This window comes from Thioclava sp. ES.031 (assembly GCF_002563775.1).
Taxonomy (GTDB): domain Bacteria; phylum Pseudomonadota; class Alphaproteobacteria; order Rhodobacterales; family Rhodobacteraceae; genus Thioclava.
The window spans coordinates 3,817,774-3,844,517 of the sequence record NZ_PDJO01000001.1; the positions used below are offsets into that span (position 1 = coordinate 3,817,774).

26 protein-coding genes and 1 pseudogene are annotated in these 26,744 nt (G+C 63.3%); 17 read left to right on the plus strand and 10 right to left on the minus strand.

Annotated elements, in window-relative coordinates; translation table 11 throughout:
* Positions 1–98 precede the first annotated feature (98 nt).
* Together AXZ77_RS19655 and AXZ77_RS18240 are read left to right on the plus strand one after the other, a co-directional pair.
* Positions 99–521, plus strand: a complete 423-nt coding sequence (locus tag AXZ77_RS19655) for a flagellar hook-length control protein FliK (protein ID WP_176536076.1) — start codon at positions 99–101, stop codon at positions 519–521.
* Positions 522–530: 9 nt separating this feature from the next.
* The gene (locus AXZ77_RS18240) at positions 531–1,214 is read left to right on the plus strand and encodes a flagellar hook capping FlgD N-terminal domain-containing protein (RefSeq protein WP_098412227.1); all 684 of its coding nucleotides are present in this window, start codon (positions 531–533) and stop codon (positions 1,212–1,214) included.
* On the opposite strand, the gene ubiB is transcribed toward AXZ77_RS18240, so the two are convergent.
* Complete coding sequence (ubiB, locus tag AXZ77_RS18245; protein ID WP_098412228.1) at positions 1,211–2,740, minus strand: 2-polyprenylphenol 6-hydroxylase; 1,530 nt, start codon at positions 2,738–2,740, stop codon at positions 1,211–1,213. The genes AXZ77_RS18240 and ubiB overlap by 4 nt on opposite strands.
* Before the next feature lie 3 nt (positions 2,741–2,743).
* On the minus strand, positions 2,744–3,496 hold the full coding sequence (ubiE, locus tag AXZ77_RS18250) for a bifunctional demethylmenaquinone methyltransferase/2-methoxy-6-polyprenyl-1,4-benzoquinol methylase UbiE (RefSeq protein ID WP_078571138.1): 753 nt from the start codon (positions 3,494–3,496) through the stop codon (positions 2,744–2,746).
* A gap of 76 nt (positions 3,497–3,572) precedes the next feature.
* Here ubiE and mutM point away from each other — a divergent pair, with 76 nt between their 5' ends.
* From mutM to gyrB, 9 genes are all read left to right on the plus strand, one after another.
* A complete protein-coding gene (gene mutM, locus AXZ77_RS18255; RefSeq protein ID WP_098412229.1) occupies positions 3,573–4,418 on the plus strand; it encodes a bifunctional DNA-formamidopyrimidine glycosylase/DNA-(apurinic or apyrimidinic site) lyase in 846 nt (281 codons plus the stop codon).
* A gap of 86 nt (positions 4,419–4,504) precedes the next feature.
* The gene (locus AXZ77_RS18260; protein ID WP_098412230.1) at positions 4,505–5,281 is read left to right on the plus strand and encodes an enoyl-CoA hydratase; all 777 of its coding nucleotides are present in this window, start codon (positions 4,505–4,507) and stop codon (positions 5,279–5,281) included.
* Positions 5,282–5,490: 209 nt separating this feature from the next.
* The gene (gene rpsT / locus AXZ77_RS18265) at positions 5,491–5,757 is read left to right on the plus strand and encodes a 30S ribosomal protein S20 (RefSeq protein ID WP_075776775.1); all 267 of its coding nucleotides are present in this window, start codon (positions 5,491–5,493) and stop codon (positions 5,755–5,757) included.
* 497 nt (positions 5,758–6,254) lie between these two features.
* Complete coding sequence (gene dnaA / locus AXZ77_RS18270; RefSeq protein WP_078521686.1) at positions 6,255–7,646, plus strand: chromosomal replication initiator protein DnaA; 1,392 nt, start codon at positions 6,255–6,257, stop codon at positions 7,644–7,646.
* A gap of 114 nt (positions 7,647–7,760) precedes the next feature.
* Entirely contained in the window at positions 7,761–8,879 is a 1,119-nt protein-coding gene (gene dnaN / locus AXZ77_RS18275) for a DNA polymerase III subunit beta (protein ID WP_098412231.1), read from the plus strand.
* A gap of 52 nt (positions 8,880–8,931) precedes the next feature.
* Positions 8,932–9,990, plus strand: a complete 1,059-nt coding sequence (gene recF / locus AXZ77_RS18280; protein WP_098412232.1) for a DNA replication/repair protein RecF — start codon at positions 8,932–8,934, stop codon at positions 9,988–9,990.
* On the plus strand, positions 9,987–10,415 hold the full coding sequence (locus AXZ77_RS18285) for a VOC family protein (RefSeq protein ID WP_098412233.1): 429 nt from the start codon (positions 9,987–9,989) through the stop codon (positions 10,413–10,415). Before recF ends, AXZ77_RS18285 begins: the two co-directional genes overlap by 4 nt.
* The gene (locus tag AXZ77_RS18290; protein ID WP_098412234.1) at positions 10,412–11,032 is read left to right on the plus strand and encodes a LysE family translocator; all 621 of its coding nucleotides are present in this window, start codon (positions 10,412–10,414) and stop codon (positions 11,030–11,032) included. Before AXZ77_RS18285 ends, AXZ77_RS18290 begins: the two co-directional genes overlap by 4 nt.
* 81 nt (positions 11,033–11,113) lie before the next feature.
* Entirely contained in the window at positions 11,114–13,567 is a 2,454-nt protein-coding gene (gyrB, locus tag AXZ77_RS18295; protein ID WP_098412235.1) for a DNA topoisomerase (ATP-hydrolyzing) subunit B, read from the plus strand.
* Between the two features lie 412 nt (positions 13,568–13,979).
* Here the strand turns inward: gyrB and AXZ77_RS18300 are convergent, their stop codons facing one another.
* The 3 genes from AXZ77_RS18300 to AXZ77_RS18310 form a co-directional block, all read right to left on the minus strand.
* Positions 13,980–15,419 carry an IS1182-like element ISPse1 family transposase gene (locus tag AXZ77_RS18300; RefSeq protein ID WP_098410118.1) on the minus strand — a complete coding sequence of 480 codons (1,440 nt, stop codon included), beginning with the start codon at positions 15,417–15,419 and terminating at the stop codon, positions 13,980–13,982.
* Between the two features lie 107 nt (positions 15,420–15,526).
* Positions 15,527–16,150, minus strand: coding sequence for a transmembrane anchor protein (locus tag AXZ77_RS18305; RefSeq protein ID WP_098412236.1), 624 nt, complete (start codon positions 16,148–16,150; stop codon positions 15,527–15,529).
* 13 nt (positions 16,151–16,163) lie between these two features.
* Positions 16,164–16,886: a HupE/UreJ family protein gene (locus tag AXZ77_RS18310; protein WP_098412237.1), complete on the minus strand. Its 723-nt coding sequence runs from the start codon at positions 16,884–16,886 to the stop codon at positions 16,164–16,166.
* Between the two features lie 499 nt (positions 16,887–17,385).
* Between AXZ77_RS18310 and AXZ77_RS18315 the strand changes: the two genes are divergently transcribed.
* On the plus strand, positions 17,386–17,643 hold the full coding sequence (locus AXZ77_RS18315; protein WP_098412238.1) for a metal-sensing transcriptional repressor: 258 nt from the start codon (positions 17,386–17,388) through the stop codon (positions 17,641–17,643).
* Between the two features lie 7 nt (positions 17,644–17,650).
* Positions 17,651–18,970, plus strand: coding sequence for an MFS transporter (locus AXZ77_RS18320; RefSeq protein ID WP_098412239.1), 1,320 nt, complete (start codon positions 17,651–17,653; stop codon positions 18,968–18,970).
* 3 nt (positions 18,971–18,973) lie between these two features.
* Here the strand turns inward: AXZ77_RS18320 and AXZ77_RS18325 are convergent, their stop codons facing one another.
* Positions 18,974–20,350: an ATP-binding protein gene (locus AXZ77_RS18325; protein WP_098412240.1), complete on the minus strand. Its 1,377-nt coding sequence runs from the start codon at positions 20,348–20,350 to the stop codon at positions 18,974–18,976.
* Positions 20,347–21,072, minus strand: coding sequence for a response regulator (locus AXZ77_RS18330; RefSeq protein ID WP_098412241.1), 726 nt, complete (start codon positions 21,070–21,072; stop codon positions 20,347–20,349). Before AXZ77_RS18330 ends, AXZ77_RS18325 begins: the two co-directional genes overlap by 4 nt.
* A 173-nt stretch (positions 21,073–21,245) precedes the next feature.
* Between AXZ77_RS18330 and AXZ77_RS18335 the strand changes: the two genes are divergently transcribed.
* The 4 genes and pseudogenes from AXZ77_RS18335 to AXZ77_RS19775 form a co-directional block, all read left to right on the plus strand.
* Entirely contained in the window at positions 21,246–21,773 is a 528-nt protein-coding gene (locus AXZ77_RS18335) for an EF-hand domain-containing protein (RefSeq protein ID WP_098412242.1), read from the plus strand.
* Positions 21,774–21,829: 56 nt separating this feature from the next.
* On the plus strand, positions 21,830–22,318 hold the full coding sequence (locus AXZ77_RS18340) for a cytochrome b (RefSeq protein ID WP_098412243.1): 489 nt from the start codon (positions 21,830–21,832) through the stop codon (positions 22,316–22,318).
* A 76-nt stretch (positions 22,319–22,394) separates the two neighbouring features.
* Entirely contained in the window at positions 22,395–22,823 is a 429-nt protein-coding gene (locus AXZ77_RS18345) for an EF-hand domain-containing protein (RefSeq protein WP_098412244.1), read from the plus strand.
* 745 nt (positions 22,824–23,568) lie between these two features.
* Positions 23,569–23,748: pseudogene (locus AXZ77_RS19775) on the plus strand (IS256 family transposase); the annotation flags it as partial.
* 43 nt (positions 23,749–23,791) lie between these two features.
* Here the strand turns inward: AXZ77_RS19775 and AXZ77_RS18355 are convergent.
* Genes AXZ77_RS18355 through AXZ77_RS18365 form a run of 3 tightly spaced genes read right to left on the minus strand, consistent with a single transcriptional unit; the run spans position 23,792 to position 26,692 of the window.
* Entirely contained in the window at positions 23,792–24,307 is a 516-nt protein-coding gene (locus AXZ77_RS18355; RefSeq protein WP_218000497.1) for a TRAP transporter small permease, read from the minus strand.
* Between the two features lie 13 nt (positions 24,308–24,320).
* A complete protein-coding gene (locus AXZ77_RS18360) occupies positions 24,321–25,355 on the minus strand; it encodes a TRAP transporter substrate-binding protein (RefSeq protein ID WP_098412246.1) in 1,035 nt (344 codons plus the stop codon).
* A gap of 41 nt (positions 25,356–25,396) precedes the next feature.
* A complete protein-coding gene (locus AXZ77_RS18365; protein ID WP_098412247.1) occupies positions 25,397–26,692 on the minus strand; it encodes a TRAP transporter large permease in 1,296 nt (431 codons plus the stop codon).
* Between the last annotated feature and the right edge of the window lie 52 nt (positions 26,693–26,744).

Consider the following 26,744-nt stretch of genomic DNA (forward strand, 5'->3'; position numbering starts at 1 on the left):
TCCCAAAGTCCGGTGCTATCGAAACGCCCGAGACTTGGGCTGCCCATGTTGCTCCGCAGGCCGCGACAACGGGGGGGACGGGGCTGGCACATTCGGGAGTGACACCCACTCCCGCCTCTATCGCGCAGTCGATCGCCCATCAGATCGGGATCTCACTGCCGCGGATGCCTGACCGGCCGGTGGAGATTGCGCTCTCGCCAGAGGAACTGGGCCATGTTCGCATGACCCTCCATGCGAGCCAGCATGGCATGACGGTGGCGATTCAGGCTGACCGTGCCGAGACGCTCGACCTCATGCGCCGCCATATCGACACGCTCGCGCGCGAGATGCACGACATGGGCTATGGCACGCTCGATTTTCAGTTCAGCCAGCGCGACGAGCGTCCGCAGCAACAGCCCGGCATGCTCGACGGCTTGGGCGCAGGCCCGGACCTGGACCCAATTGAGACGCCGATTGCCCCGACCCCACGCGCAACCGCGCGCCTCGCCCCCCCGCAAAGCGGGCTCGATCTGCGGATGTAGGAGACGACCATGACCACCACTTCCCCAATCACCTCGCCTGGCACCGCCACGTCGGCCGTTACCGCCGCGGAGAACGGCACCGGCACCAAAGCACCCTCGGCGCTGAGTTCGGATTTCGAGACTTTTCTGACGATGCTGACCGTTCAGATGAAGAACCAGGACCCGCTCAACCCGATAGAAAGCGCGGATTTCGCGGTGCAGCTCGCGACCTTTTCGGGCGTCGAGCAGCAGGTGAAGACCAACGACCTGCTGACCGCTCTGTCCGGTCAGATCGGGCTCGGCGGGTTGAGCGAACTGGCCGGCTGGGTCGGGATGCAGGCGCGTGCCGAGGCGCCGAGTTACTTCGACGGCGCGACGCCCGTGGATCTCGCGCCAGCAGCGCAATCGGGGGCCGATGCCGCGGTTCTCGTGGTCACGGATTCGACCGGGCGGCAGGTCGCGCAGAAACCGATCTCGCCCGCACTCGACAGCTATGCCTGGGACGGCACAAACGACGCAGGTCAGGTACTGGGCGCAGGGCAATACAGTTTCGCGCTGCAAAGCTACGCCTCTGGAAACTTGATCGGCACCGACCCGGTCGCGGCCTACACACGCGTGACCGAGGTGCAATCAGGCGCAGAGGGCGCGATGCTGACGCTTGAAGGCGGGGCCACGGTTTCCGCGGACACGGTCAGTGCGTTGCGAGAGGGTTAAAGCAACCGACCCAGCACCACGCCCAGCAACAGCAAGGCGGTCCCGGCAGAGATCAGCGCCGCATAGCGCCAGCGGGTTACCGTCACGGGGGGCGGCGTCGGTTCGGTCTGCTTGCGGATCGCCGCTTTCACCAGATCGGGGAGTTCCGGCCCGAAGCGGCCCAGAACCTGCACCGTCTTGCGCAGGTCATTCGCGATGGCGCGCGGACCAAGGCTTTCGCGAATATATTTCTCCACGACCGGCTTCGCGACTTCCCACATGTTCAAAGACGGATGCAGAGAGCGCGCGACGCCCTCGACGACGACCATCGTGCGCTGCAGCAGGATCAGCTGTGTCTGGGTCTGCATCCCGAACCGCTCGGTCACCTCGAAGAGATAGGCCAGAAGCCGCGCCATCGAGATATGCGCCGCATCCATCCCGAAGATCGGCTCGCCGACAGCGCGCAGCGCCAGAGCGAACTCGTCGACATCGCGATCGGCGGGGACGTAACCGGCCTCGAAATGCACCTCCGCCACGCGCTTATAGTCGCGCTGGATGAAGCCCATGAGAATCTCGGCATAGACCCGGCGGGTATATTCGTCGATCTGCCCCATGATCCCGAAATCATAGGCGAGAATATCGCCGTTCGCGGCCACTTTGAGATTGCCGTGATGCATGTCGGCATGGAAAAAACCGTCGCGCAGCGCATGGCTGAGAAAGAGCTGCAAGACGCGCTCGCCGGTGGCCTTGAGGTCATGGCCCGCCGCGCGCAGACCGTCCGGGTCGCCCATCGGCAGACCCTCGGCCCAGTCGAGCACCATTACCCGCTTGGCCGAAAGGTTCCACACCGGCTGCGGCACGAGGAAGCCAGCATCGCCTTCGGTATTCGCGCCGAACTGCGAGGCAGAGGCCGCCTCCAGGCGCAGGTCCAGCTCGCCCATCACCACGGATTCGAAATGCTTGATAACATCGCTCGGGCGCAAGCGGCGCGAGGCGGGCGAAATCCGTTCGATCATCGCAGCGGCGAAATGGAAGGCGTCGAGATCGCGGCGGAAGGCGCGCTCGATCCCCGGACGCAGCACCTTCACCGCGACGCGCTCGCCGGTATCGGCGCGGCGCGCGGAATGGACCTGCGCGATCGAGGCGGCGGCGACGGGCTCGGAAAACTCCATGAAGAGCTGATCGGCAGGCGCGCCCAGTTCTTCCTCGACCATGCGTTTGGCCACCGAGGTCTCGAAGGGCGGCAGCTTGTCCTGCAGCACGCGCAGCTGATCGGCGAGCTCCGAGCCGACCACGTCGGGCCGTGTCGAGAGGACCTGACCGAACTTGATATAGGCCGGGCCCAGCGCGGTGATCGCGCGCGTCACCGGCGGCAGTTCCGGATCGCCCTTGTAGCCGAGCCACGCGAAGGGCGCACTGATCGCATAGGCCACGGCGCGCAGCCGCGGCGGCGCTTCCATCGCTTCGAGCGCCTGATGCATCGCACCCGTGCGGATGAAGGTCGCGCCCGTCCGGATCAGGCGCCAGATATTATGGGGTCCGCGCATCGGTTAAAGTTTCCAGCCCGAATGCAGCGCCGCGATCCCCATCGAGAGGTTCCGGTAGGAGACATTCTCGAACCCGGCCTCGCGGATCATCTGCGCGAATGTCTCCTGCGTCGGGAATTTGCGGATCGATTCCACCAGATACTGATAGCTGTCGCGGTCATTCGCGACGATCTCGCCCATCTTCGGGATCACGTTGAAGGAATAGAGATCATAGGCCTTCTGCATCATCTCGTTCGGGATCTGGCTGAATTCGAGCACCATGATCCGCCCGCCGGGCTTGAGCACCCGGTAGGCTTCCTTGAGCGCATCAGGAATGCGCGTCACGTTCCGGATTCCGAAAGAGATCGTGTAGACGTCGAAGGAGTTATCCGCGAAGGGCAGCGCCATCGCATCGCCCACGACCCAGTCGAGACTGTCGGCCATGCTTTCGGCCTCGGCGCGCTTGCGGCCTTCGACCAGCATCGATTCGGTCATGTCGCAGACCGTCGCGTGGCCCGAGCCCGCGCGCTTGAGGAAGCGGAAGGACACGTCGCCCGTGCCGCCCGCCACGTCGAGCAGCTTTTGACCCGGTCGCGGCGCGAGCCAATCCATCATCGCATCTTTCCAGACGCGGTGGATGCCCATGCTCATCAGGTCGTTCATGATGTCGTATTTCGATGCCACCCGCGAAAACACGCCGTGAACCATGCCAGCCTTGGCATCTTCGTCCACGGTCTGAAAACCGAAATGCGTGGTCTTTGATTGCTCTGCGCTCATGGGCCCTTGCCGTTCCTCATTTCACCCCCTTCTTATAGGGGCCCTTTGCCCCAAGACAATGCGATGAGGAGGAACAATGCCCGAATTGCCCGAGGTCGAGACGGTTCGTCGCGGGTTGGTCCCGGCCATGGAAGGCCATCGGATCGAGCGCGCCGAAGTCAATCGGCCCGACCTGCGCTGGCCCCTGCCCGAGCGGATGGCGGAGCGGTTGCAAGGTGCCCGCATCGACCGACTGCGGCGACGGTCGAAATATATCCTCGCCGATCTCGACAGCGGGGAGAGTCTGCTGATCCATCTGGGCATGTCCGGGCGGATGCTGGTGTCGGGCGTGACGCTCGGCGAATTTCACCTCGATCATCCGGCGCCTGCCAAGCACGATCACGTTGTTTTGCACATGTCCGGCGGCGGGCGTGTGACCTTCAACGACGCGCGCCGTTTCGGGGCGATGGATCTGGTGCTGACCGAACGCGAGCAGGCCCATTGGCTACTGGCGGGGCTGGGCCCCGAGCCCTTCGGCAACGACTTCCACGAAGACTATCTGGTCGAGGCGCTCAAACGCCGCGCGACGCCGATCAAATCGGCGCTGCTCGATCAGCATGTCGTGGCGGGTCTTGGCAACATCTATGTCTGTGAAGTGCTGCATCGGGCAGGTATCGATCCGCGGCGTCAGGCGAAGCGGATCTCGAACCTGCGGCTCGCTTCGCTCGTGCCGATTATCCGCGAGGTGCTGAGCGAGGCGATCTCGGCCGGCGGCTCGTCCCTGCGCGACCATCGTCAGGCGGATGGGGAGCTGGGATATTTCCAGCACAGCTTCCATGTCTACGACCGCGAGGACACGCCCTGCACTACCTGCGCCACCCCGATCCGGCGCATCGTTCAATCGGGACGTTCGACCTTTTTCTGCCCGTCTTGCCAGAAATGACGCAGCGCCCTCGCGTCATAAGACGCTTGATCTGATTTGATGCTCTGCTAGGAGTCCCGTTCAGAGACAAGGAAAGGCAAGACCGAATGGCCTACCAGACCCTGATCGTCGAGATCGAGGATTACGTTGCCCTGATCCGGCTCAACCGCCCCGACGCCCTGAACGCCCTGAACTCCCAATTGCTGGGGGAACTGGCCGAGGCGCTGAAATCGGCGGAAGAGAATGACAAGGTGCGTTGCATCGTCATCACCGGTTCGGAAAAGGCCTTCGCGGCTGGCGCAGACATCAAGGAAATGTCGGAAAAGAGCTTCGTGGACATGTTCACGAGCGACTTCTTCGGCAAGGAAGCGGATGCCATCAACCGCATCCGCAAACCGATCATCGCGGCAGTCGCGGGCTACGCGCTCGGCGGCGGCTGTGAACTGGCAATGATGTGCGATTTCATCATCTGCGCGGAGAACGCCAAGTTCGGCCAGCCCGAGATCAATCTCGGCGTGATTGCCGGGATCGGCGGCACCCAGCGCCTGACGCGCTTCGTGGGCAAGTCCAAAGCGATGGACATGCACCTCACGGGCCGCTTCATGGATGCGAGCGAGGCCGAACGGTCGGGGCTCGTCAGCCGCGTCGTTCCGAACGCCAAGCTGATCCCCGAGACGATGGCCGCGGCGCAGAAGATCGCCGAGAAGTCGATGCTCGCGACCCGCGCGGCGAAAGAAGCGGTCAACCGCTCCTACGAGACGACGATGAACGAGGGCATCCTGTTCGAGCGTCGTCTGTTCCACGGGCTGTTTGCGACCGACGACCAGAAAGAGGGCATGGCCGCCTTCCTCGAAAAGCGCGAGCCGCAATTCCGCGACAAGTGAGCCCCTTAGGGCCACCAACGCGACAGCAGATGGCGGGGCTTCGGCCCCGCTTTTCATTATTCCCTTTCCCTTTCACGCATTTTGGCTTATGAGGCCGCCTCACATGCGCGTGGAGCCCGCTTAGGCTAGAATCATCTAGGTTCGCTGGAGCCCGGGGTCTGTCGTGCGATTGAAAGATTTGAACAGACCCGGAAAGTGGGAAGATACACATGGCTAACACGCCCCAGTCCAAGAAACGCGCCCGTCAGAACGAGCGCCGCCAAGACGTCAACAAAGCACGTCGTTCGCGCATCCGTACCTTCATCCGCAAAGTCGAAGAAGCAATCGCTTCGGGCGACTACGAAGCGGCGACCAACGCCCTGCGCGCTGCCCAGCCCGAACTGGCTCGTGGCGTCACCAAAGGCGTTCTGCACAAGAATACCGCATCGCGCAAAGTCTCGCGCCTCGCTTCGCGCGTGAAGGCTCTCAACGCCTGATCTGCGTCCTGAGCCCATCCGGCTCGGGAATACGCTGGATTCCTTACGAAAAACGCGTCCGCCTATCTGGTGGGCGCGTTTTTTTCTGAACAATCAATGCGTTGACACGAAACTGTTGCAGTTTTGCGCAGCCCTCTAAGATTCGTTTCGGGGAATCTCACGTCAAGCGCAAAGGTCGGTTGCCTGCTGGCTCAACCCCTTGCTAGCTTCTACCTGCGATTCACGTCGCCTTGGGGGACATGACGCATTTATCTGGCCGTCGAGGGCAAATAAGTCTGCCACGACAAATGAAAACGCCTGGCGGCGACCAGCGAAATGCGATTCCGATTCTCGAGGGGGTATAACCCCTCACTTTCGGCAAATCTGCCTGAAACCGGGTGTCAATCCCGGCGGGTAGGTCGTGTCTGTTTGTGATTGAAACCGGCCTGTCAGCCGGACTTTCCGCAATGCCAAGGGACAAAGACGCACCTGATTTGTGTTTGGCGATGGGCGGAAAAATGACGGACGACACTTGGGGGCAGGTTTGCAATGAGCTTCAAAAAGCGGTTGGGCAGAACAACTACACGACCTGGATCGCTCCGCTCGAGCTGATCGACCTCGAGGACGGCATCGCCTCGTTTCAAGCACCGACGAAATTCATGTGCGACTGGGTTTCGCGCAACTTCGCGGAACCGATCCTGAGCGAACTGCGCCGGGCCGGTGTCTCCGCCGAGCGCGTCAATATCTCGGTCCCGTCGCGCCGCCCCATGAACGGCTCTGCGAATGGCGCCACGCGCCCGACCGTTCCGGCCCCTGCCCCGGCCGCTCCTGTCGCCAAACCGCGCAAGACCCCGCGCCCCGACGAGCCGCTTCCCGGCGCGCCGCTGGATTCGCGCTTCACCTTCGACAGCTTCGTCGTCGGCAAACCGAACGAGCTGGCCCATGCCGCCGCCAAGCGCGTCGCCGAAGGCGGCCCCGTCACCTTCAACCCGCTGTTCCTCTATGGCGGCGTCGGCCTTGGTAAGACGCACCTCATGCACGCCATCGCGCATGACCTGCAGCATCAGCGCCCCGATCTGCGCGTGCTCTACCTCTCGGCCGAGCAGTTCATGTATCGCTTCGTGCAGGCGCTGCGCGAAAAGCAGATCATGGACTTTAAAGAGATGTTCCGCTCGATCGACGTCCTCATGGTCGATGACGTGCAGTTCATCGCCGGCAAGGATTCCACGCAGGAAGAGTTCTTCCACACGTTCAACGCGCTGGTCGATCAGGGCAAACAGATCGTCATCTCGGCGGATCGTGCGCCCGGCGAGATCAAGGATCTCGAAGAGCGCATCAAGTCGCGCCTGTCCTGCGGCCTCGTCGTCGACCTGCACCCGACCGATTACGAACTGCGCCTTGGTATTCTGCAGACCAAGACCGAAGCCTATAAGAGCGAGTATCCCGATCTGAAGATCGCCCCCGGCGTTCTGGAATTCGTGGCGCACCGGATCACGTCGAACGTGCGTATCCTCGAAGGCGCGTTGACCCGTCTCTTCGCCTATGGCTCGCTGATCGGGCGCGAAATCACGATGGATCTGGCGCAGGAATGCCTCAAGGACCAGCTGCGCCAATCCGAGCGCAAGGTCACCGTCGAGGAAATCCAGCGCAAGGTGGCGGAACATTACAACGTCCGCCTCTCGGATCTCGTGGGCCCCAAACGCCTGCGTGCCATCGCACGGCCGCGTCAGGTCGCGATGTTCCTCGCGAAATCGCTGACCACCCGTTCGCTTCCCGATATCGGGCGCCGCTTCGGTGGGCGCGATCACACCACGATCATGCATGGCATCCGCAAGATCGAAGAGCTGCGCGGCACGGATTCGCAGCTCGCCGAAGATATCGAGTTGCTCCGCCGCCTCCTTGAAAGCTGATCTGGCCCGCCGGGCTTGACGCTCCGGGCAAAGCGGCCGAAGGTCTGCGAAAACCGTTGTGCCGGCGGCGCGAGGTGCTACCTTGCCAGCCCCGGAAAGTCGTGAGGGATCGACATGAAATTCAGCATCGAACGCGCCGCTCTGCTCAAGGCCGTCTCGCAAGCGCAATCCGTTGTGGAACGCCGCAACACGATCCCGATCCTTGCAAACGTCCTGATCGAAGCCGAAGGCGACACCGTCCAGTTCCGCGCGACCGACCTCGACATCGAGGTGGTCGACAAGGCGCCCGCGCAGGTCGAACAGGCCGGGGCCACGACCGTCTCGGCGGTCATGCTGCATGAAATCGTGCGCAAATTGCCCGACGGCGCGCTGGTCTCGATCTCGGACGATCCGACCGCCGGGCGTCTGAACGTGCAGGCCGGCCGGTCGAGCTTCAACCTCGCCACGCTGCCGAAGGAAGACTTCCCGGTGATGGCCTCCTCGGAATACACCGCGAATTTCACGGCCAAGGCCGGGGTGCTCAAGCGCCTGTTCGACAAGTCGAAATTCGCGATCTCGACCGAAGAGACCCGCTATTATCTCAACGGCGTCTATATGCATATCGCGACCGGCGAAGACGGTCAGGTCCTGCGCTGCGTCGCGACCGACGGTCACCGTCTGGCGCGTATCGATTCCGGCCTGCCGGACGGCGCCTCGGGCATGCCCGGCGTGATCGTACCGCGCAAAACGGTGAACGAGCTGCGCAAGCTGCTGGAAGATGACGATCAGGAAATCGCGGTCTCCGTGTCGGAAACCAAGGTCCGTTTCGCGACCCCGGTGATCACGCTGACCTCGAAGGTCATCGACGGCACCTTCCCCGATTACACCCGCGTCATCCCGACCGGAAACACTCGCCAGCTCGAAGTCGACGCGTCCGAATTCGCGAAAGCGGTGGACCGTGTGGCGACCGTCTCGTCCGAGCGTTCGCGCGCGGTGAAGCTCGCGCTCGACGCCGACAAGCTGGTGCTGTCGGTCAACGCGCCCGATGCCGGTGCCGCGGAAGAAGAGCTGGTCGTGGCCTATGCCGACGAGCCGCTGGAGATCGGTTTCAACGCGAAATACCTGCTCGAAATCGCGAGCCAGGTCGATCGCGAGAATGCCGTCTTCCTGTTCAACTCCTCGGGCGATCCGACCCTGATGCGCGAAGGTGGCGACACCTCGGCGGTCTATGTGGTCATGCCGATGCGCGTGTGACGCCTGACGGACGCCTCCGGCGGGGATATTTTTACCAACACGAAGAGGCGCGATGCTGCGTGAGCTGAAGATATTGCAGTTCCGCTCGCATCGCCGTGCCGAGATTCCGCTCGATGGGCGGCCCGTGGCGATCTACGGGCCGAACGGCGCGGGCAAGACGAATATCCTCGAGGCGGTCTCGCTGCTCTCGCCCGGGCGCGGGCTGCGCCGCGCGCAGGCCGATGAGTTGATGCGCCGCGCCGAAGCTGTGGGCTGGAAGCTGCGCGCCGTCACCGACACCCATGAGATCGAGACCTCCGCCCTGCCCGGAGAGTCGCGCCGGGTCGAAATCGACGGTAAGGCCGCGCCGCAGGTGGCACTGGCGCAGATCCTGCGCGTGCTGTGGCTGGTGCCCTCGATGGACCGGCTCTGGATCGAAGGCGCGGAAGGGCGCAGGCGGTTTCTCGATCGGATGGTGATGAGCTTCACCCCCGCCCATGCCGAGGTGACGCTGGCCTATGAAAAGGCGATGCGCGAACGTAACCGACTGCTGAAAGACATGGTCCGCGACCCGAACTGGTATCACGCTCTGGAGGCGCAGATGGCCGAAGCCGGTGCTGCGATCCGGGCGAACCGAGCCGAGGCCCTGACGCGGATCATGCAGGCGCAGGCGGATGCGGCGACGGCGTTTCCCGCGGCGCATCTGGTCCTCGAGAATGAGGGCCCCGAGGATCTGGCTACCGCGCTCGACGCCAACCGCCCCCGCGACATGGCGGCAGGGCGCACGCTGGAGGGGCCGCACCGGGCCGACCTGCTGGCCACTTACGTCGAGAAGGACGCGCCTGCCGCGCAATGCTCTACCGGCGAGCAGAAGGCGCTGCTGATCTCGCTGATCCTCGCCAATGCGCGGGCGCTTGCGGGCGAGGATGTGGTGCTTCTGCTCGACGAGGTCGCTGCCCATCTGGACTCCGGCCGGCGCGCGGCGCTTTATGACGAAATCTGTGCGATGGGCGCGCAGGTGATGATGACCGGGACCGGCGCGGAACTTTTCGAGGCGCTCGGCCCCCGCGGTCAATATCTGGAAGTGATCGAGGGGCCGCAGGGCTCCGAAGTGAGGGAGGCAACGCCATGAGCTATCCGCAGCAACGCGTGACGCTGATCACGCTGGGCGTGGCCGATCTCGACCAATCCAAGGCCTTCTATGCCGCCCTCGGCTGGGAACCCCATTCTGCGCAGAAAGACGTCGCCTTCTACCAGTTGCACGGGATGGCTCTGGGTCTGTTCTCGCTGCCTGCGCTGGCCGCCGATCAGGGCCGGCCCCGCGCAAGGCTGGGGACCGGAGCGATGACGCTGGCGCAGAATTTCGACAGCCCCGAGGAGGTGGATGCCGCCTTCGCCGCCGCGCTCAAAGCGGGCGCCACCGAATTGAAAGCCCCGGAAAAGACCTTCTGGGGCGGCTATTCGGGCTATTACGCCGATCCCGACCACCATGTGTGGGAACTCGCCCATAACCCCTTCTGGCCGCTGGCCGACGACGGAAGCCTGACCCTCCCATGACCCTTACACTGTCGCAGATCGCGCTCTATTCCGGCGCGCTGTTCGTTCTCTTCCTCACCCCCGGGCCGGTCTGGCTCGCCCTTCTCGCCCGCGCCATGTCGGGCGGGTTTGCCGCCGCCTGGCCGCTCGCATTCGGGGTCACCGTTGGCGATATGATCTGGCCCGCGCTCGCCATCCTCGGCGTGTCGTGGCTGGTCGGCGAATTCAGCTGGTTCCTCGAAGCCCTGCGCTGGGTTGCGGTCGCGATGTTCGTCGGAATGGGCGCGTTACTGATCCGCCATGCCGACCATCAGATCAGCTCCGACAGCCGCCTGACGCGCCCCGGCATGTGGGCGGGCTTCGTCGCCGGGCTCATCGTGATCATCGGCAATCCCAAGGCGATACTGTTCTACATGGGCATCCTGCCGGGCTTCTTCCCGATCGCCACGATGACATGGGTCGACATCGCCACGGTCAGCCTGATTTCTGCCATCGTGCCGCTGACCGGCAACCTGATCCTCGCCGCCTTCGTCGACCGCATCCGCAACTTCGTGCAAAGCCGCGGCAAGCTCGCAAAGCTGAACCGGATCGCGGGCGGGCTGATGATCCTTGTAGGCCTTCTTATCGCCGTGACGTGACCCCCTAAATCTTGTGTCTGACACGTGACATTCCTCTGCCCAGCCGATATAAAACCGGCAACAGATAAAGGACGGGCAGGCATGACCGACGACACCCCGAAGAAGAACGCATACGGCGCCGATTCTATCAAGGTTCTCAAAGGCTTGGAAGCCGTGAGAAAACGGCCCGGCATGTATATCGGCGATACCGATGACGGCTCGGGCCTGCACCACATGGTCTATGAGGTCGTCGATAACGGGATCGACGAGGCTCTCGCGGGTCACGCCGACTACGTCGCCGTGAAAATTCACGCGGATTCTTCGGTCTCCGTGCGCGATAACGGGCGCGGGATTCCGGTCGATATCCACGCCGAGGAAGGCGTCTCCGCGGCCGAGGTCATCATGACCCAGCTGCACGCCGGCGGGAAGTTCAACAACACCGACGATGACGGCAACGCCTATAAGGTGTCGGGCGGTCTGCACGGTGTGGGCGTCTCGGTGGTGAACGCGCTCTCGGACTGGTTGGAACTGACGGTCTGGCGTGACGGCAAGATCCACAAGGCGCGCTTCGAGCATGGCGAATGCGTCGAGCATGTGCATGTCGTGGGTGAGGCCCCGAACGAGAGCGGCACCGAGGTGCGCTTCCTCGCGTCGAGCAAGGAAGACGACCCCGAAGAAGGCACCTTCTCGAACCGTGAGTTCGTCTTCGCCACGCTGGAAAAGCGCCTGCGCGAACTGGCCTTCCTGAACTCCGGCGTCCGCATCATCATCGAAGACGAGCGTCCTGCCGAGCCGATCAAGACCGAACTGCACTACGAAGGCGGCGTTCGGGAATTTGTGAAATATCTGGATCGCTCGAAAAACGCCGTGATGGAGGACCCGATCTACATGGTCGGCGAGGTCCGCGGCATCGGCGTCGAATGCGCGATGTGGTGGAACGACAGCTACCACGAGACCGTTCTGCCCTTCACCAACAACATTCCGCAGCGCGACGGCGGCACCCATATGGCGGGCCTGCGCGGCGCGTTGACCCGTACGATCACGAAATACGCGCAGGAGAGCGGGATCGCCAAGCGCGAGAAGGTCGACTTCACCGGTGACGACGCGCGCGAAGGCCTGACCTGCGTGCTCTCGGTTAAAGTGCCCGATCCGAAATTCTCCAGCCAGACCAAGGACAAGCTGGTCTCCTCCGAGGTCCGCCCGGCGGTCGAGAACCTGGTGAACGAGAAGCTCGCCGAATGGTTCGAGGAAAACCCGAACGAGGCCAAGCAGATCGTCGGCAAGATCATCGAGGCCGCACTGGCGCGTGAGGCTGCCCGCAAGGCGCGCGAACTGACGCGGCGCAAGACGGTGATGGATGTGGCCTCCCTGCCCGGCAAGCTCGCCGACTGTCAGGAAAAAGATCCGTCGCTGTCGGAAGTCTTCCTCGTCGAGGGTGACTCCGCAGGCGGCTCGGCCAAGCAGGGCCGCGAACGTAAGAACCAGGCGGTGCTGCCGCTGCGCGGCAAGATCCTCAACGTCGAGCGCGCGCGCTTCGACCGGATGCTCAGCTCGGATCAGATCGGCACGCTGATCACCGCACTCGGCACCGGCATCGGCCGCGACGAGTTCAACATCGACAAGCTGCGCTACCACAAGATCGTCATCATGACCGATGCGGATGTCGACGGTGCGCACATCCGGACGCTGCTGCTGACCTTCTTCTTCCGCCAGATGCCCGAGATCATCGAGCACGGCTATCTCTACATCGCGCAGCCGCCGCTCTACAAAGTCGCGCGCGGCAAGTCCGAGGTCTATCTGAAGGACCAGACCGCGCTGGAGGATTACCTGATCGACATGGGCGTCGAGGGGGCCATTCTGCGGCTCAACACCGGCGAAGAAATCAGCGGTCAGGATCTCAAGCGCGTCGTCGAAGAGGCGCGCCTGATCAAGCGCATCCTCGCGACCTTCCCGACCCATTATCCGCATCACATCCTCGAACAGGCGGCGATCGCGGGCGCGATGGTGCCGGGCAAGATCGACGGCGATGCGCAGGGCGTCGCGAACTCGGTGGCCGAACGTCTCGACCTCGTCGCGCTGGAATACGAGCGCGGCTGGCAGGGCCGTCCGACGCAGGATCACGGCATCCGCCTCGCCCGCGTTCTGCGCGGCGTGGAAGAGGTCCGCACGCTCGACGGCGCGGTGCTGCGCTCGGGCGAGGCCCGCCGTCTCGGCAGCCAGACTGAACAGCTGCAGGAAGTCTATGACCGCCCGGCGAAGCTGGTGCGCAAAGAGCGCGAAATCCTCATCCACGGCCCGCTCGAGTTGCTCGACGCGATCCTGAACGAGGGCGAAAAGGGCCTGAGCCTGCAGCGCTACAAGGGTCTGGGCGAGATGAACCCCGAGCAGCTTTGGGAAACCACGCTCGATCCGTCCGCGCGCACGCTCCTGCAGGTCCGCATCGAAGACGTGGCCGAGGCCGAGGACATCTTTTCGAAGCTGATGGGCGACGTCGTCGAACCGCGCCGCGAGTTCATCCAGCAAAACGCCCTGACGGTGGAAAACCTCGATTTCTGAGGCTCTGTAGGTTCGCGCAAAGCTTTGCATTCCACGCAAAGGTTTGCGCGATTTGCGCATAAGTTTGCGTAGCCGGAAAATTGCTATGAATCGTCAATCGGATTTTTTTCGATTTTTTCCGTTGGCGGTCAGGAAGTTTTTTCCGCCCCGCATAGCCCAAAGCTCACGCGGCAGAGCTCCCGTCGATTCCGGTCGTTCGTCAGGCGCGATACGGACGCCGCGACCTTGTGTTGCCCGGAAGTTTGACGCTATCGGCCGAGGCTGTGTGGAAACCCGTCGACGAGGGCTTTCTGATGCAAGTTTTCCGCACGGCTCGTTTTTCGCGGCCTTCGACCATTCCTTCGCGCGCATCGCGGCCTGGTGAGCCCTTGCTGGGCAGAGCATGACGACTGAGCCCGGGGCGGCTGCCCGATCAGGCCGGAATGGCCTGCATCAGGCGCCGGAGGCCAATCAGCGCGATCACTCGCTTGATATTATAGGCCAAAACATTGAGCGCCATTTCGGTGCTGACATTCTTCAGCCTCCGCGTCAGGAAATGGGTGTGCCCCATCCAAGCCTTGATCGTGCCGAACGGGTGTTCGACCGTGCAGCGGCGCAGGGTCATCGGGTCCGCGTCCCCGCTCAGCCTTTCGCGCATCGCATCGACCAGATGCTCATGCTCCCATCGCGTGATCCGGCGTTCCTTACCACTGGTGCAGCGGTGCCGGACCGGACAATGCTGACAGGCATTGGTCCAGTAGCGACCGACCTGCAGCCCGTCTTCCTCGCGCGTGTAGCGGTAGGTCAACTCTTCACCCGCGGGGCAGGTATAGACATCGCGTGCCGGGTCATAGGCAAAATCGGCCTTCACATACATACCTTTGGCCCGGTTGCCCGAGGTTTCCGGGCGCGACACGGTCGTGGTGATCCCCGCTTGATGGCAAGCCAGGATTTGAGCCCCACTGAAATATCCCTTGTCGGCGACGGCGTGCAGGTCGTCGCGCCGCAGGGCTTCCTTGGCGGCGGTCGCCATTGGGCTGAGCTGGTCTCGATCGAAACCTTGATTGGTAACGTCGTGCACCACGACCAGATGCGTCTCGGTATCGACCGCTGTCTGCACATTGTAGCCGACCATGCCGCTGTGCCGGGCGCTGGTCGACATGGCGCGGGCATCGGGATCGGTCAGCGATATCTGCCCGTCGGGCGCATCGGCCAAAGCCTTCTCCATTGACTTCAGCCGCGCGATCTCCTGCCGGATGCGGCCATAGCGACGGGCGAGATGGGCAACCTTTTCGGCCCGGGCCTTACCCTCCTCCTGACGGTCTATGCGCACCATCTCATCGATGTAGCGCTCAACATCGCGCTCGAGATGTGCCAGACGGCTGGCGATCTTGTTCTTCGTGAAGTTGTGGTCGCGGTTATTCACTGCCTTGAACTTGCTGCCGTCGATGGCAACGCAATCCCCCTTCAGCACGCCAATCCGGCGGCATAGTTCCACAAACTGTGCGCAGGTCCTGCGGATGGCCGGGCCATTGTCCCGCCGGAAGTCGGAGATGGTCTTGTGGTCGGGCACCAGGCGACCGGTTAGCCACATCAGCTCGACATTGCGACCGGCTTCGCGTTCCAGGCGGCGGCTGGACGGGATCCGGTTCAGGTAGCCATAGATGAAGAGCTTCAGGAGGACGGATGGATGGTAGCCCGGGCGACCGGTTCGAGCAGGCACACAGCGTCCGAACCCGAGCGCGAGAAGATCGAGCTCATCGACGAAGAGGTCGACGACACGGACCAGATGATCCTCCCCAATCCAATCTTCGAGACGCTCGGGGAAAAGCGTGGCTTGCTCCCGGTCGATGCCATCAATGAAACCCGCCATCCGTGCCTCCCGCTGCCTTGCGGAAATATACCATGGACTTCAGTTTCCACACAGCCTCGGCCCAGAGCCGACATTCGCCGCTGGGCGCGGGAATGGCAGCTCTTGGTTTAACTCGCGTCGATCAGTTCGGCATATTCGCCGCGCAATTGAAGCTTCACCGTCACGGGGCTTCCATCGCGGTTACGCCAGAACCAGCCGTGTTGGCCGTCGAAATCTGCGAGGATGCTCCCCTCTGATCCTGTCGAGCCACGTGCTTTCTCGTAGGTTGCCGACTCGCCCGAACCATGCCCGTGCATGTCGAAGTTCACGCGGCCACCTTCGACGATCATCCGGTATTGCGCGGCCTGCCCCTTGGTCATCAGCAGCTTCCACTCGGCCGACTGCCCGGGCTCCAGAGTGAAACTGATTTCGTCGCGCCATGGTTCGGCCTCTTCTGCATAAGCCGCGCTCACGAAAAGGCCGAGAATACTGTCGATTAGGCTCGACTGGTCCTCGACGGCCGGGACCATGATGCGGTCCGCTTCGGCTTCCTCAGCCAACTGGGTCTTGATCTCTCCCATCTCGGTCAGTCCCAGCAAACGTCCTGCACGGGTCGGATCGATCCCATATTCTGCCGGCAGGACGACGGTCACCAGAATGACCACGGCGGAGATGCCCGCGATGAGAGTCGATTTGAGGAGCTGGGCCGAGCTCGGCAGTTCTTCGAGGGAAGGTCGATTTGAATTGAACATGTCAGGTCTCCTTTCAGGCGACGAAATAGCCGGTGATCTGGTAGCCCATGAGCACGAAGCCCAGGGTCATCATCGCGACGTTTGCGGTGTAGGCTTGGCGCAGGAAGGCGGGGCTGCGACGCCAGTAGCCCATGACGATAAGGATCATGGCGAGCGCCATGATTTGGCCGATCTCGACACCGACGTTGAAGGCGAGCAGGTTGGGCAAAAGCCCGTCTTGCGCGATATCGTAATCGAGAATCTTCGTGGCGAGCCCGGTGCCGTGGAAGAAGCCGAAGATCAGCGTGGCGAGCTTGGTATTCGGCTGGAAACCGAACCAGCGCTGATAGGCGCCGAGATTGTCGAGCGCCTTGTAGACCACCGAGAGCCCGATGATTGCATCGACGACATAGGCATTCACGCCCCAGCCGAACCAGACGCCCAACAACATCGTTGTCGAGTGCCCCAAGGCGAAAAGGCTCACATAAAGCCCGACATCCTTCATTCGATAGAGGAAGAACACGACGCCGAGCAGGAAGAGGATATGGTCATATCCGGTCACCATGTGTTTGGCGCCCAGATACATGAAGGGGATCAGGTTCACGCCCCAGATTTCCTGGATATAGCCCGCGTCGCCTTCGGTGACGTTATGGGCCGAGGCAGCGCTCGCCCAGAGGCTCAGAGCCAAGAGGGCCGTAAGGATGGCGGTCGCGCGCCCTATGCGCATGCGTCCGTCATCCGCAAAAGCGGAAGTCATTTCAGTCTCCTTGGATTGTCCGCGTTGTCAGTGAGGGATGGTCCGCGAGGGACCGGCCTCACGCCCGCGGCGGACGATCCAGTCTGAAGACCGGTGGCGACCAATGAGACCGCGCAATCCCGCGCCAGGTCGCAAGGCGCGTGTGCTCTAATTGGCTGGAAGGACCACTCGGCAGAACGGCGTGACCGTGATCATGGTCAGTGCCCTCATGGTCATGTCCATGCAGAGCCCATGCGAGATCTTCTTCGAGCCCGTGCGAGTGGCCGTGCTCTGCGATCATTTGCGCGTGATCTTGCAAGGTCTCGACGAGACGGGGGATGTGAGAGGCGCTCGGCATCACCGTCCAGAGGACGAGGGAAAGGCAAGCAGCCACGGCCGCAAGCCGTGCCGCGATGCGCGCTCCTCTTTCCTTCCAGCTCATCTTCGACGCTGCCTCACTCTGCCCATGCATCTTATGCGATGTCTTGCACTATCCTCCCGGGGAGGTTAGCCCATTGCTATGACAGAACCGCACCTCCACGCAAGTCATTCGAAAGTCGCAACCCGGCTGAAACGCGCCGAAGGGCACTTGCACTCGGTCATCAGCATGATCGAAGACGGGCGGTCTTGCCTTGAGCTTGCCCAGCAATTGCAGGCTGTAGAGCGTGCAATCCGGAGCGCCAAGCAGGCTCTGATCCATGATCATCTGGATCACTGTCTCGACGCAGAGGACGAAGCAGAGCGGGCGGAACGCAAGGCCATTTCCCGATATCTATGAGTGCCCCATGCTCTCCATCCTCGCTGACAGAACCTATCGCCACCTCTTCGCCGCGCAGATCGTAGCGCTTCTGGGCACCGGGCTCGCCACGGTGGCGCTCGGACTGCTGGCCTTCGATCTCGCGGGGGACAATGCGGGGATGGTGCTGGGCACGGTCTTCACGATCAAGATGGTCGCCTATGTCGGGATCGCGCCGGTCGCGGGAGCGTTCGCCGACAGGGTGAACCGGCGGGCGTTGCTGGTCACGCTCGACCTTGTCCGCGCATGCGCGGCGCTGGCGCTGCCCTTCGTGACTGAAGTCTGGCAAGTCTATGCACTGATCTTTGTGCTGCAATCGGCTTCGGCCGCCTTCACCCCGACATTTCAGGCGACGCTGCCGGATGTGCTGCGGGAGGAAGAGCGCTATACTCGCGCGCTGTCTCTTTCCCGACTGGCTTACGACCTCGAGAATATCGTCAGCCCCACTCTCGCCGGGCTCCTCCTCGCGGTGATGAGCTATAACAGCCTGTTTCTCGGCACGGTCGCGGGGTTCGTAGGCTCGGCGCTGCTGGTCGTGTCGGTGATCCTTCCGAGCCCGCAGGCCGCGACCCGGCGCGGCATCTACGATCGGACCACGCGCGGCATCCGGATCTACCTTGCAACGCCCCGGCTGCGTGGGCTTCTCGCGGTGAACCTCGCGGCTGCGGCGGCGGGCGCGATGGTTCTGGTGAACTCGGTCGTGCTGGTGCGGGGTGGCCTCAACCTCTCGGAAAGCGATCTGGCGTGGACGATGTTCGCCTTTGGGGCGGGGTCGATGCTGGCGGCTCTCGGCTTGCCGCGCCTCCTTGATCGTGTGGCGGATCGCCCTGTGATGCTGTCCGGCGCCGGTGTGATGATCGGCGCTCTCGTCGGCCTTGCCTTGGCCATCTGGGCCATCGGGCTGAGCTGGCCCTTGCTGCTCGCTGCATGGCTGGCGACGGGCGTCGGATATTCCGCGGTGCTGACGCCGTCAGGCCGACTGCTGAAACGCTCGTCCCATTCCGAAGACCGTCCCGCGCTCTTCGCCGCGCAGTTCGCGTTGAGCCATGCCTGCTGGCTGGTGGCCTACCCGCTGTCGGGCTGGCTGATGACGGAGTTCGGCGCGGTCCCGGCACTGCTCGGGCTGGCGGGGCTGGCAGCGCTCGGGCTAATCGTGGCGCTGCGAGTCTGGCCTTCCGGCGATCCGGTCACGCTGGAACATCGCCACGACAATCTTTCGCCTGATCATCCGCATCTTCAGGGCCATCGCACGCACCGCCATCCGCTGGTGATCGACGACCTGCACCCGCATTGGGGCACCCGGTTCTGAGGCTCAGGCGGCCTCGAGCGGCAGTCGCACGCGGGCGCGCAAGCCGCCCTCGACGCGGTTCTCCAAGGTGACATCGCCGCCATGAGCGCGCAGGATCGCCCGCGCGATCGACAGACCCAACCCTGTGCCGCCGGTCTCGCGTGAGCGCGACGCCTCGAGCCGCGTGAACGGGTCGAAAACGCGCTCGAGGTCCTCGGGCGGTATTCCGGGACCGTCATCCTCGATAACGATCTCGATGGACTTGCCCATCGGGCGCAGCGTCACCTGCGTCGCACCGCCATAGCGTTGCGCATTCTCGATCAGGTTGCGCAAGGCACGCCGCAGCGGCGTGCGCTTGATCTCGGCGCGCAAGGGCGCGGCCTGTGTCAGCTGCACCTCCGGCCCCTGCGCGGATAGATCGCGCACCAGATCCGTGAGCAGCTCCGACAGGTCCACGCTTTCCAGAGGTTGGTCAGGGGAGACACCGCGTGCATAGGCTAGGGTCGCCTCGACCATCTCCTGCATCTCGTCGAGCGCCACCACCATGCGCTCGCGGGTCTCATCGTCATCCACCATCTCGGCGCGTAGGCGCAGCGCGGTGATCGGCGAGCGCAGATCATGGCCGAGCGCTGCGAGCATTCGAGTCCTGTCCGCGATCATCGCAGACAGCCGCGCCTGCATGCGTTCCAGCGCTTCCGAGAGCGCCTGAACCTCGCGCGGCCCATCCTGCGGCATTGCGGGCGGTGGGGCATCGATTCCGAACCCGTCTGCGGCGGTCGCGAGCTTGCGCAGCGGGTCGGTGATCCGGCGCAGCCCGAACCAGAGCGCCGCGAGGATCAACAGGAGCGACAGGAACGTGGTGCCGAGGATCACGGGCGGAAGCTGGATATCGGGGCGCTGAAACTCGGCGCGGGTGTTCAGCCACTGGCCACCCGGCAGGGCAATCGAAATCCGCAGCTCCTCGGGCGCGATCCCGGCAGCGATCATCCGGTCGCGCAGCCAGGCCAGCGCCGCCGGGGGATCGGAACGACGCACACCATGGGGCGAGAGCGCCACTTCCTCGACTTGCAGTTTTCGATCGGCTCCCAGAAGTCGCGTCAACTGTTCAGTGAGCACCGGCGCATTGCCGCGCGTGGCAAGCGGCGCGGGATCGGTGCTGAAGCGCACCAGCCGCGAATTGGCCGCCGCGAGAATGCCCGCGCGGTTTTCCTCTTGCGCGGCCTCGATGGCGTCCAGCACCACCGCGCTGCGTTCGAGAATCTCGGCCTGCTGCGCCGCTCGCACCGCCGCGCCCCGCTCGTCGGCGAAAAGCCAGAGGCTGAGCACCTGCGCCGCGACGAAGGCCGCGATCACGAGCAGCGCAAGCTGACCGGTCAAAGATTGCGGACGGGGCGCTCTCATGTCACCTCGCGCACGTCGGCAGCAAGGCTGTAGCCCCCGGCGCGGATCGTCTGGATGATCTGCGGATGGGCCGGGTCAGCCTCGATCTTGCGCCGCAGCCGGCTCACCTGATTGTCGATGGTGCGATCAAAGACATCTGCCGTGCGCCCGCTCGTGATGTCGAGCAACTGATCACGCGAAAGCACGTAGCGGGGCCGTTCGAGAAAGGCGGTGAGCAACTTGAACTCGGCTGTCGTGAGCGAAACCGGATCGCCCCCCGCGCTATGCGTCAGCGCGCGCGTATCGGTATCGAGCACCCAGCCCGCGAATTCCAGCTTGCGCCCGCCAAGGCTTCCCGCCATCGGCTGGGCGCGCTCGGAACGGCGCAGGATCGCCTTTACTCGGGCCAGCAACTCGCGCGGATTGAAGGGCTTGGGCAGGTAGTCATCGGCCCCAATCTCGAGCCCGATGATGCGGTCGGTCTCTTCGCTGAGCGCGCTGAGCATCAGGATCGGCGGACCACCCGCTGCCGAGAGCCTGCGCGCGGCCGACAGCCCGTCCTCGCCCGGCATCATCACGTCGAGGATTACGAGGTCGAAGCGCCCGGTCTTCAGCGCCGCATCCATCTCGGTCACGTCGCGCGCGGCTTGCGCGCGCATCCCGTTGCGTTCGAGATAGCGCGTGACGGCATCGCGGATCTCACGGTGATCGTCGACGACGAGGATATGGGGTTGCTCGCTCATGGCCCCGTCATAGCGCGATTTTGGACGCTGAGGTAAGGATTTGCGTCACGCTTCGTCGCAGGCGGCAGGTTTTGCGACAAACGGATACAAATCTCCCCCCGAACTGGCACACCCCTGCGACAGAGCTGCCCCATCTTGGCCTCATCGAAACGCGAAACCGAAGAGGCAAGACGATGAAACGCAAGACGATCCTGACCCTTGGTGCTGCCGCCACCGCCGCCGTGATCGGCGCCCTGTCCATCCCCGCCATCGCAGGGGGGTTCGGCCCGAACGGCAACTGGGGCCCTCAGCAGATGATGCGCATGATGCATGACAAAGGCGGTCCTGCGATGATGCAGCGCGCATCGTTCGGAAGCCACGGCCCGATGGGCGGCAATCCGATGACCGATAGCGCGCTCTACAAGTCCTTCGACACCGATGCCGACGGCGCGGTAAGCCCCGAGGAAGCCAAGGCAGGCATCGCCGGACTGCAGGCCAAGCATGACGCGGATGGCAATGGCACGCTGTCGCAGCCCGAGTTCGAGGCCCTCTTCGCCGAGGCGACCCGCGGCTTTGCCGAGCGCCCCTTCGCCATGCTCGACGCCGACAAGGACGGACAGCTCTCGGCCGAGGAACTGACCTTCCCGGTGCAGATGATGACCCGGATGCAGGCGATGCAGGCGCCCACCGCCGCGCCGACAGCCCCTGAGACCGCGCAATAAACACCCTGAGAGCGGGCCGGATTGGCCCGCTCCACGGCTCAGAGAGGATGTGAAAGATGACAGTCAAAGGCTATTCCGTCACCCAGATCGCGCTCCACTGGGGCGTGGCCGCGCTGATCGCGGGACAATATATCTTCAAGGACTCCATCGCAGGTGCCTGGAGCAAAATCCGCCAAGGCATCAGCTATGACTTCGATCCGCTGATCCTCGCGCATGTCGTGGGTGGCGGGCTGATCCTCGCGCTGGTTGTCTGGCGTTTCGCGTTGCGGCTCAAGCGTGGCGCACCGCCCCCGCCCGAAAACGAACCCGGCCCGCTCAAGACCCTGTCGCATCTCGCACATTGGGCGTTCTACGCCTTGATCGCGGCAATGTCGGTCACCGGTCTTGCCGCTTGGTTCGGCGATATCGTCGTGGCCGCGCAGATCCATAACGTGCTCAAGGTCGCGCTGCTCGCGCTGATCGTCCTGCATGTGCTTGCGGTGCCGTTCCACCGCCTCGTTCTCAAGAACAACGTGATGGCGCGGATGATCCGTCCCGCACTCTGATCCCGACGACGCCCGTGCCCTCCACGCAGCGCTGTGGCGCGGGCCAATCGCCCCTGAAAAACAAAGGACACTTCCCATGAAACTCCCGCTTCTCACCGCGACTTTCCTTCTTGCTGCAAGTGCAGCCCTCGCCCAGACCACGCCCGGCGATCAGTTCATGCAAGCCTGGGATCTCGACGGCAACGGCACCGCCACGCTCACCGAACTGCAAGAGATGCGCGGCAACGTCTTCAGCAGCTTCGACGCCAATGATGATGGCGCTCTCGATGCCGAGGAATATGTGCTTTTCGACGAGGCGCGGGCGGCGGACGTTGCCAATTACCAGAACGCGCAACGCGCTCAGATGCAGAAAGTCGCCGATGGGATGACCCTGGAGAATAGCGATCTGGACGGGGATGGCCGTGTCAGCCGTGACGAGTTTCAGGAGGGCACGAAGGCCTGGTTCGTGAAGCTGGACAAGAACGGTGACGACGGTATCACGCTCTCGGATTTTGGGATGAAGTGAATGCGGAAGACGGGGCGAGCGCCAACACTGACGCACAGGCGCTCCCTCCCGACTTTAGCTCGAACCGGACTTTCGAGGCGAGCGCAGCGAATGTCCGGTTCCCGCCCTTCCGGTCGACTGGCCGTGGAGGCCGCGGCGAGGCGCGAGCACGTGCGCCGGACGGCAGAAAGCTCCTGCGCAGCTGACGCACGCAACCCAAGGGTGTACTCTTGCCAGTTCTCGTGAAAACCGGGAAACTGCTGCGAGGAGCAAGTGCACTTCCATGCTCCCTGTAAAAAGAGTAGAATTCAGAACGGGTAAGGCACTACCAGTAGCGAGTGTGGGTTGAAGTCCGGCCGCGAAAACCTTTGTGCGTAATCCGCGAAATCCTTTGTGCGCAAAGGCTCGTCTAACCCATTGAAATCACAAAGGTGAGGGCGAAACACTACGCACGCGCCTACAGACTCAGTAGGGCAGCGCGTAATGCTTCGCGCTGCCCATAAGTTTCCGCAAAACGCCCATTAGGCTTCGTTTCTGAGGGTTCGGCCTTCAAGGCGGGCACGAGAGATTCTCGCGCCTTTGTTCACTCTTTTTAGCAAGTTTCAGGCCCATTTTCGGTTCCTGAGCAACAGCAGGACTTCACCCAGAATGGGCCGTCTGCTTGGCACTGGCTCGGTCAGAGACTCGATCGGCAGCCTTTGATCGCGGCGCGACGAAAAGCGCGGAGAGCAGCCTCTCGCTGCGTTCGACCCCAATGTCGGCTTTGCGGCTGAACGAGAAATTCCACCACCGCATCAAGGCCCAGACAGTGTTCCCTTTCGCGGAAACCGTGCCGATGCTCCCGTGGGCGTTGATGGCATCGAGCCAGATCGAAATGCGAGAAGTGGATGGCCGGCAAACGATCCCTCAACAGATCGAGCCGATCGCGCTTGATCTCGTCGCCTGATCGGACGCACCTGTACATTCCCGGAGCACGCCGCTGATGCGGTTCAGACTTCCTGAAGCTCCTGATGCTTCTTGTCCCCCCCGCGATCCGGCCAGATCGTGGCGTCGAGAAAGTCGAACAGGAATTGCAGCGCAAGCGTGCCGAAGCCGATCGGCATCAAAGCGTAGGGGATCACCATCGGCGTGCCGAAGCTCGACGACACCCGCTCGCCATAGTCCCATGCCTGATAGGTCATCAGGAAGCCGCGCCACGTCATGATCCCCGCAAACGCCATCCCGGCCAGCGCGATGATCGCCTGCGTGCCCCGTTTGACGAGGGGCCGGGCGTTCTCGACGAAGAAGGTGATCCGGATATGGCTGTCCGTTCGCTGCACGTCAGCCGCCACCATGACGGCGACATAGACGATCAGGAACGTGTTGATCTCGAGCGACCAGGAAGTCGGCGCCGCGAAGATGTATCGCATCATCGCATCGTAACAGATCGTCAGAACCATGAAGACCAGCACCAGCTGACCAAGGAACCGCGTCCCGCGCACGATACGGTTGAAAATCGTCCTCACGGCGCCCTCCCCTTTAGCTCGCCTGACCGGTCGCAAGCGCGATGGCACGCTCGCCGAGATCCTTGCCGACCTCGTCGATCCAGGCCGCGCGGACCTCTTCGGCCGACTTGGTCAGCGCTTGAAGATCTTCCTCCGAGGGCTCGATCACCTCGATCCCCGCCTCCTCCACCATGGGCCAATATTCGTCCTTGTAAATGACGTCATTGGAGTATTTCGCGCCCTCGGCATCGAACCAGTCGGCGGCGGTCTCGAACGCAGCCTTGGTGTCGGCGTCCATCGCCTCCCAACGCTTCGGCGTGACGAACAGACCGATCCCGAAGCCGGTGATCGGCAGCTTGTAGACATGGTGCAGCTGCTCTTGCAGCGAGCGCCCGATGATCGTCGAGATATTGGCCACCGCCGCATCGACCGTGCCGCGCTGCAGCCCGAGATAGAGCTCCGAGGACGGGAGACGCACCGCCGCGCCGCCGAAATTCTCGATGACCTTGGTGCCTTCGAAGCTGACGACGCGGACCTTCTTGCCCTTCACGTCGGCGATCGAGCGGACCGGGGCATCCGCGCTCGACCAGATGTATTCCGGCTGCAGGATGTTGCCCATCATCGAGACCATATAGAGGTCTTCCTTCGCCAGTTGCTCGTTGATGAGGTCGAACAGCGGGCTGCCTTTCTTCAGGCGGTCGGGGTTCTCGTAGAGCTCTTCGACGACGCCGGGCAGACCGGTCACGCCGAGAATCGGCACCGAGCGCGTGATGTAGCTCGTGGTGTGGAACATGAAGTCGATGGTGCCTGCGCGCAGGGCGGGCAATTGCTCGTCGGCCTTCAGCAGCTTCGCGCTGTCGTAGTAGTCGACCGTCACGGCATCGCTTTTGTTCAGCCGCTCGACGAAGCCCGCCGACCCGTAGGACAGCGCCTTGTAGCTCGGCGGCAGGTAGCTCACCCCGGTCAGCGTGGTGTTCGCGAATGCCGGGCTTCCGGCCATCCCCAGAACCGCGCTCCCTCCCATGAGTGCGGCTCCGGTTTTCAGGAAATTGCGTCTTGTCTGCGTCATTTTAAGTTCTCCTCCCTTTGAACTTGCAGAAAACGATCCGGTCACAGCAGGCTCGGAAGCCAGAGGCTGATCCCGGGGAACAGCACGAAGATCATCAGCATGACGAATTGCACCGCGACGAAGGGCACGATGGAGCGGACGATTTCTTCGACGCTGAGCATCGGGCACACTCCGCGCAGCGCGTAGAGGTTCAGCCCCACCGGCGGCGTGACCACCGCGATCTCGAGATTCATCACCAGAATGATGCCGAACCAGAGCGGGTCGTAGCCGAGCGTCTGGATCAGCGGCAGCAGGATCGGCGTGGTCACGACGATCAGCGACACGGCATCGACCAGCATCCCCAGTAGGATCAGCGCCACCATCAGGATCACGAGGATCCCCCAGTTCGGCAGGTTGGTCGAGGTCAGGCTCTCCGCCACGAGCTCGGGCACCCGCACCAGGTTGAGATAGTCGCCAAAGATTTTCGCGCAGCCGATGATCAGAAGGATCGCGCTGGAGACCTTCACCGAGGAGGCCAGGATCAGCCCGAAGCTGCGCCATGTCAGTGCGCGGAACACCAGAGCCGCGATCACGAACGCGCCCAGCGCGCCGAAGGCGGCCGCCTCGGATGGCGTGGCGATGCCGGTATAGATCGAGCCGAGCACGATCGCGACAAGCAGCAGCGCGTGCCAGATGCCTGCGAGCGACCTCAGTTTTTCGCCCATTGCCGGGGCCGGGCCTTCCTCTCGTGGGGCCTGTTCCGGCTTCAGCCGCACACGGATGTAGATGTAGAGCGACAGCGCCGCCGCCAGCGCGATCCCCGGCAGAATGCCCCCGATGAAAAGCGAGCCGACCGAGACGCCAGATACCGCGCCGTAGATGATGAAGGGGACAGAAGGCGGGATCAGCATCGCAAGCGCCCCCGACGAGGCGACCGAGCCTGCCGCGAGACCGCGCGAATAGCCGCGCTCCAGCATCTGCGGCACCGCGATGGAGCCCACTGCCGCGACACCCGCCACGGATACGCCCGACACCGCACCGAAGATCGCCGAAGCGCCCACCGTCGCAATCGCCAGCCCGCCGCGCAGCCATTGCAGCCAAAGAGCTGCCGCGCGGAACAGGTTCTTACCCACCGGCGTCGCGCCCAGCAGGTTGCCCATCAGGATGAACAGCGGCAGCGCGATCAGTTCGAACGCGTTGAGCTGGCCGAAAAACGACGTCGGCGCAAAGAAAAAGGCGAGCGACCCGCGCGCCATCCAAAACCCGAGCAGACCGCTTGCGCCCAGCGCGAGAAAGATCGGCGCGCCGATGCCGATCAGGCCGATCAAGGCAATCACCACGATGACAGGTTCAATCATCCGGTGGGCCTATCCTGTGAAAATCCAAGACGCATATTCTCCTCCCTCTGGT

Bases quoted from the DNA above. Each gene is read 5' to 3' on its own strand.
- ubiB (WP_098412228.1), bottom strand. From the start codon at position 2,740: ATGCGCGGACCCCATAATATCTGGCGCCTGATCCGGACGGGCGCGACC.
- AXZ77_RS18300 (WP_098410118.1), bottom strand. From the start codon at position 15,419: ATGGCGGGTTTCATTGATGGCATCGACCGGGAGCAAGCCACGCTTTTC.
- AXZ77_RS18305 (WP_098412236.1), bottom strand. From the start codon at position 16,150: ATGTTCAATTCAAATCGACCTTCCCTCGAAGAACTGCCGAGCTCGGCC.
- AXZ77_RS18325 (WP_098412240.1), bottom strand. From the start codon at position 20,350: ATGAGAGCGCCCCGTCCGCAATCTTTGACCGGTCAGCTTGCGCTGCTC.
- dnaN (WP_098412231.1), top strand. From the start codon at position 7,761: ATGAAATTCAGCATCGAACGCGCCGCTCTGCTCAAGGCCGTCTCGCAA.
- AXZ77_RS18290 (WP_098412234.1), top strand. From the start codon at position 10,412: ATGACCCTTACACTGTCGCAGATCGCGCTCTATTCCGGCGCGCTGTTC.
- AXZ77_RS18310 (WP_098412237.1), bottom strand. From the start codon at position 16,886: ATGACTTCCGCTTTTGCGGATGACGGACGCATGCGCATAGGGCGCGCG.
- AXZ77_RS18360 (WP_098412246.1), bottom strand. From the start codon at position 25,355: ATGACGCAGACAAGACGCAATTTCCTGAAAACCGGAGCCGCACTCATG.
- AXZ77_RS18320 (WP_098412239.1), top strand. From the start codon at position 17,651: ATGCTCTCCATCCTCGCTGACAGAACCTATCGCCACCTCTTCGCCGCG.
- AXZ77_RS18260 (WP_098412230.1), top strand. From the start codon at position 4,505: ATGGCCTACCAGACCCTGATCGTCGAGATCGAGGATTACGTTGCCCTG.
- AXZ77_RS18315 (WP_098412238.1), top strand. From the start codon at position 17,386: ATGACAGAACCGCACCTCCACGCAAGTCATTCGAAAGTCGCAACCCGG.
- AXZ77_RS18365 (WP_098412247.1), bottom strand. From the start codon at position 26,692: ATGATTGAACCTGTCATCGTGGTGATTGCCTTGATCGGCCTGATCGGC.
- AXZ77_RS18340 (WP_098412243.1), top strand. From the start codon at position 21,830: ATGACAGTCAAAGGCTATTCCGTCACCCAGATCGCGCTCCACTGGGGC.
- mutM (WP_098412229.1), top strand. From the start codon at position 3,573: ATGCCCGAATTGCCCGAGGTCGAGACGGTTCGTCGCGGGTTGGTCCCG.
- rpsT (WP_075776775.1), top strand. From the start codon at position 5,491: ATGGCTAACACGCCCCAGTCCAAGAAACGCGCCCGTCAGAACGAGCGC.
- AXZ77_RS18285 (WP_098412233.1), top strand. From the start codon at position 9,987: ATGAGCTATCCGCAGCAACGCGTGACGCTGATCACGCTGGGCGTGGCC.
- AXZ77_RS18240 (WP_098412227.1), top strand. From the start codon at position 531: ATGACCACCACTTCCCCAATCACCTCGCCTGGCACCGCCACGTCGGCC.
- AXZ77_RS18330 (WP_098412241.1), bottom strand. From the start codon at position 21,072: ATGAGCGAGCAACCCCATATCCTCGTCGTCGACGATCACCGTGAGATC.
- gyrB (WP_098412235.1), top strand. From the start codon at position 11,114: ATGACCGACGACACCCCGAAGAAGAACGCATACGGCGCCGATTCTATC.
- recF (WP_098412232.1), top strand. From the start codon at position 8,932: ATGCTGCGTGAGCTGAAGATATTGCAGTTCCGCTCGCATCGCCGTGCC.
- AXZ77_RS18345 (WP_098412244.1), top strand. From the start codon at position 22,395: ATGAAACTCCCGCTTCTCACCGCGACTTTCCTTCTTGCTGCAAGTGCA.
- ubiE (WP_078571138.1), bottom strand. From the start codon at position 3,496: ATGAGCGCAGAGCAATCAAAGACCACGCATTTCGGTTTTCAGACCGTG.
- AXZ77_RS18335 (WP_098412242.1), top strand. From the start codon at position 21,246: ATGAAACGCAAGACGATCCTGACCCTTGGTGCTGCCGCCACCGCCGCC.
- dnaA (WP_078521686.1), top strand. From the start codon at position 6,255: ATGACGGACGACACTTGGGGGCAGGTTTGCAATGAGCTTCAAAAAGCG.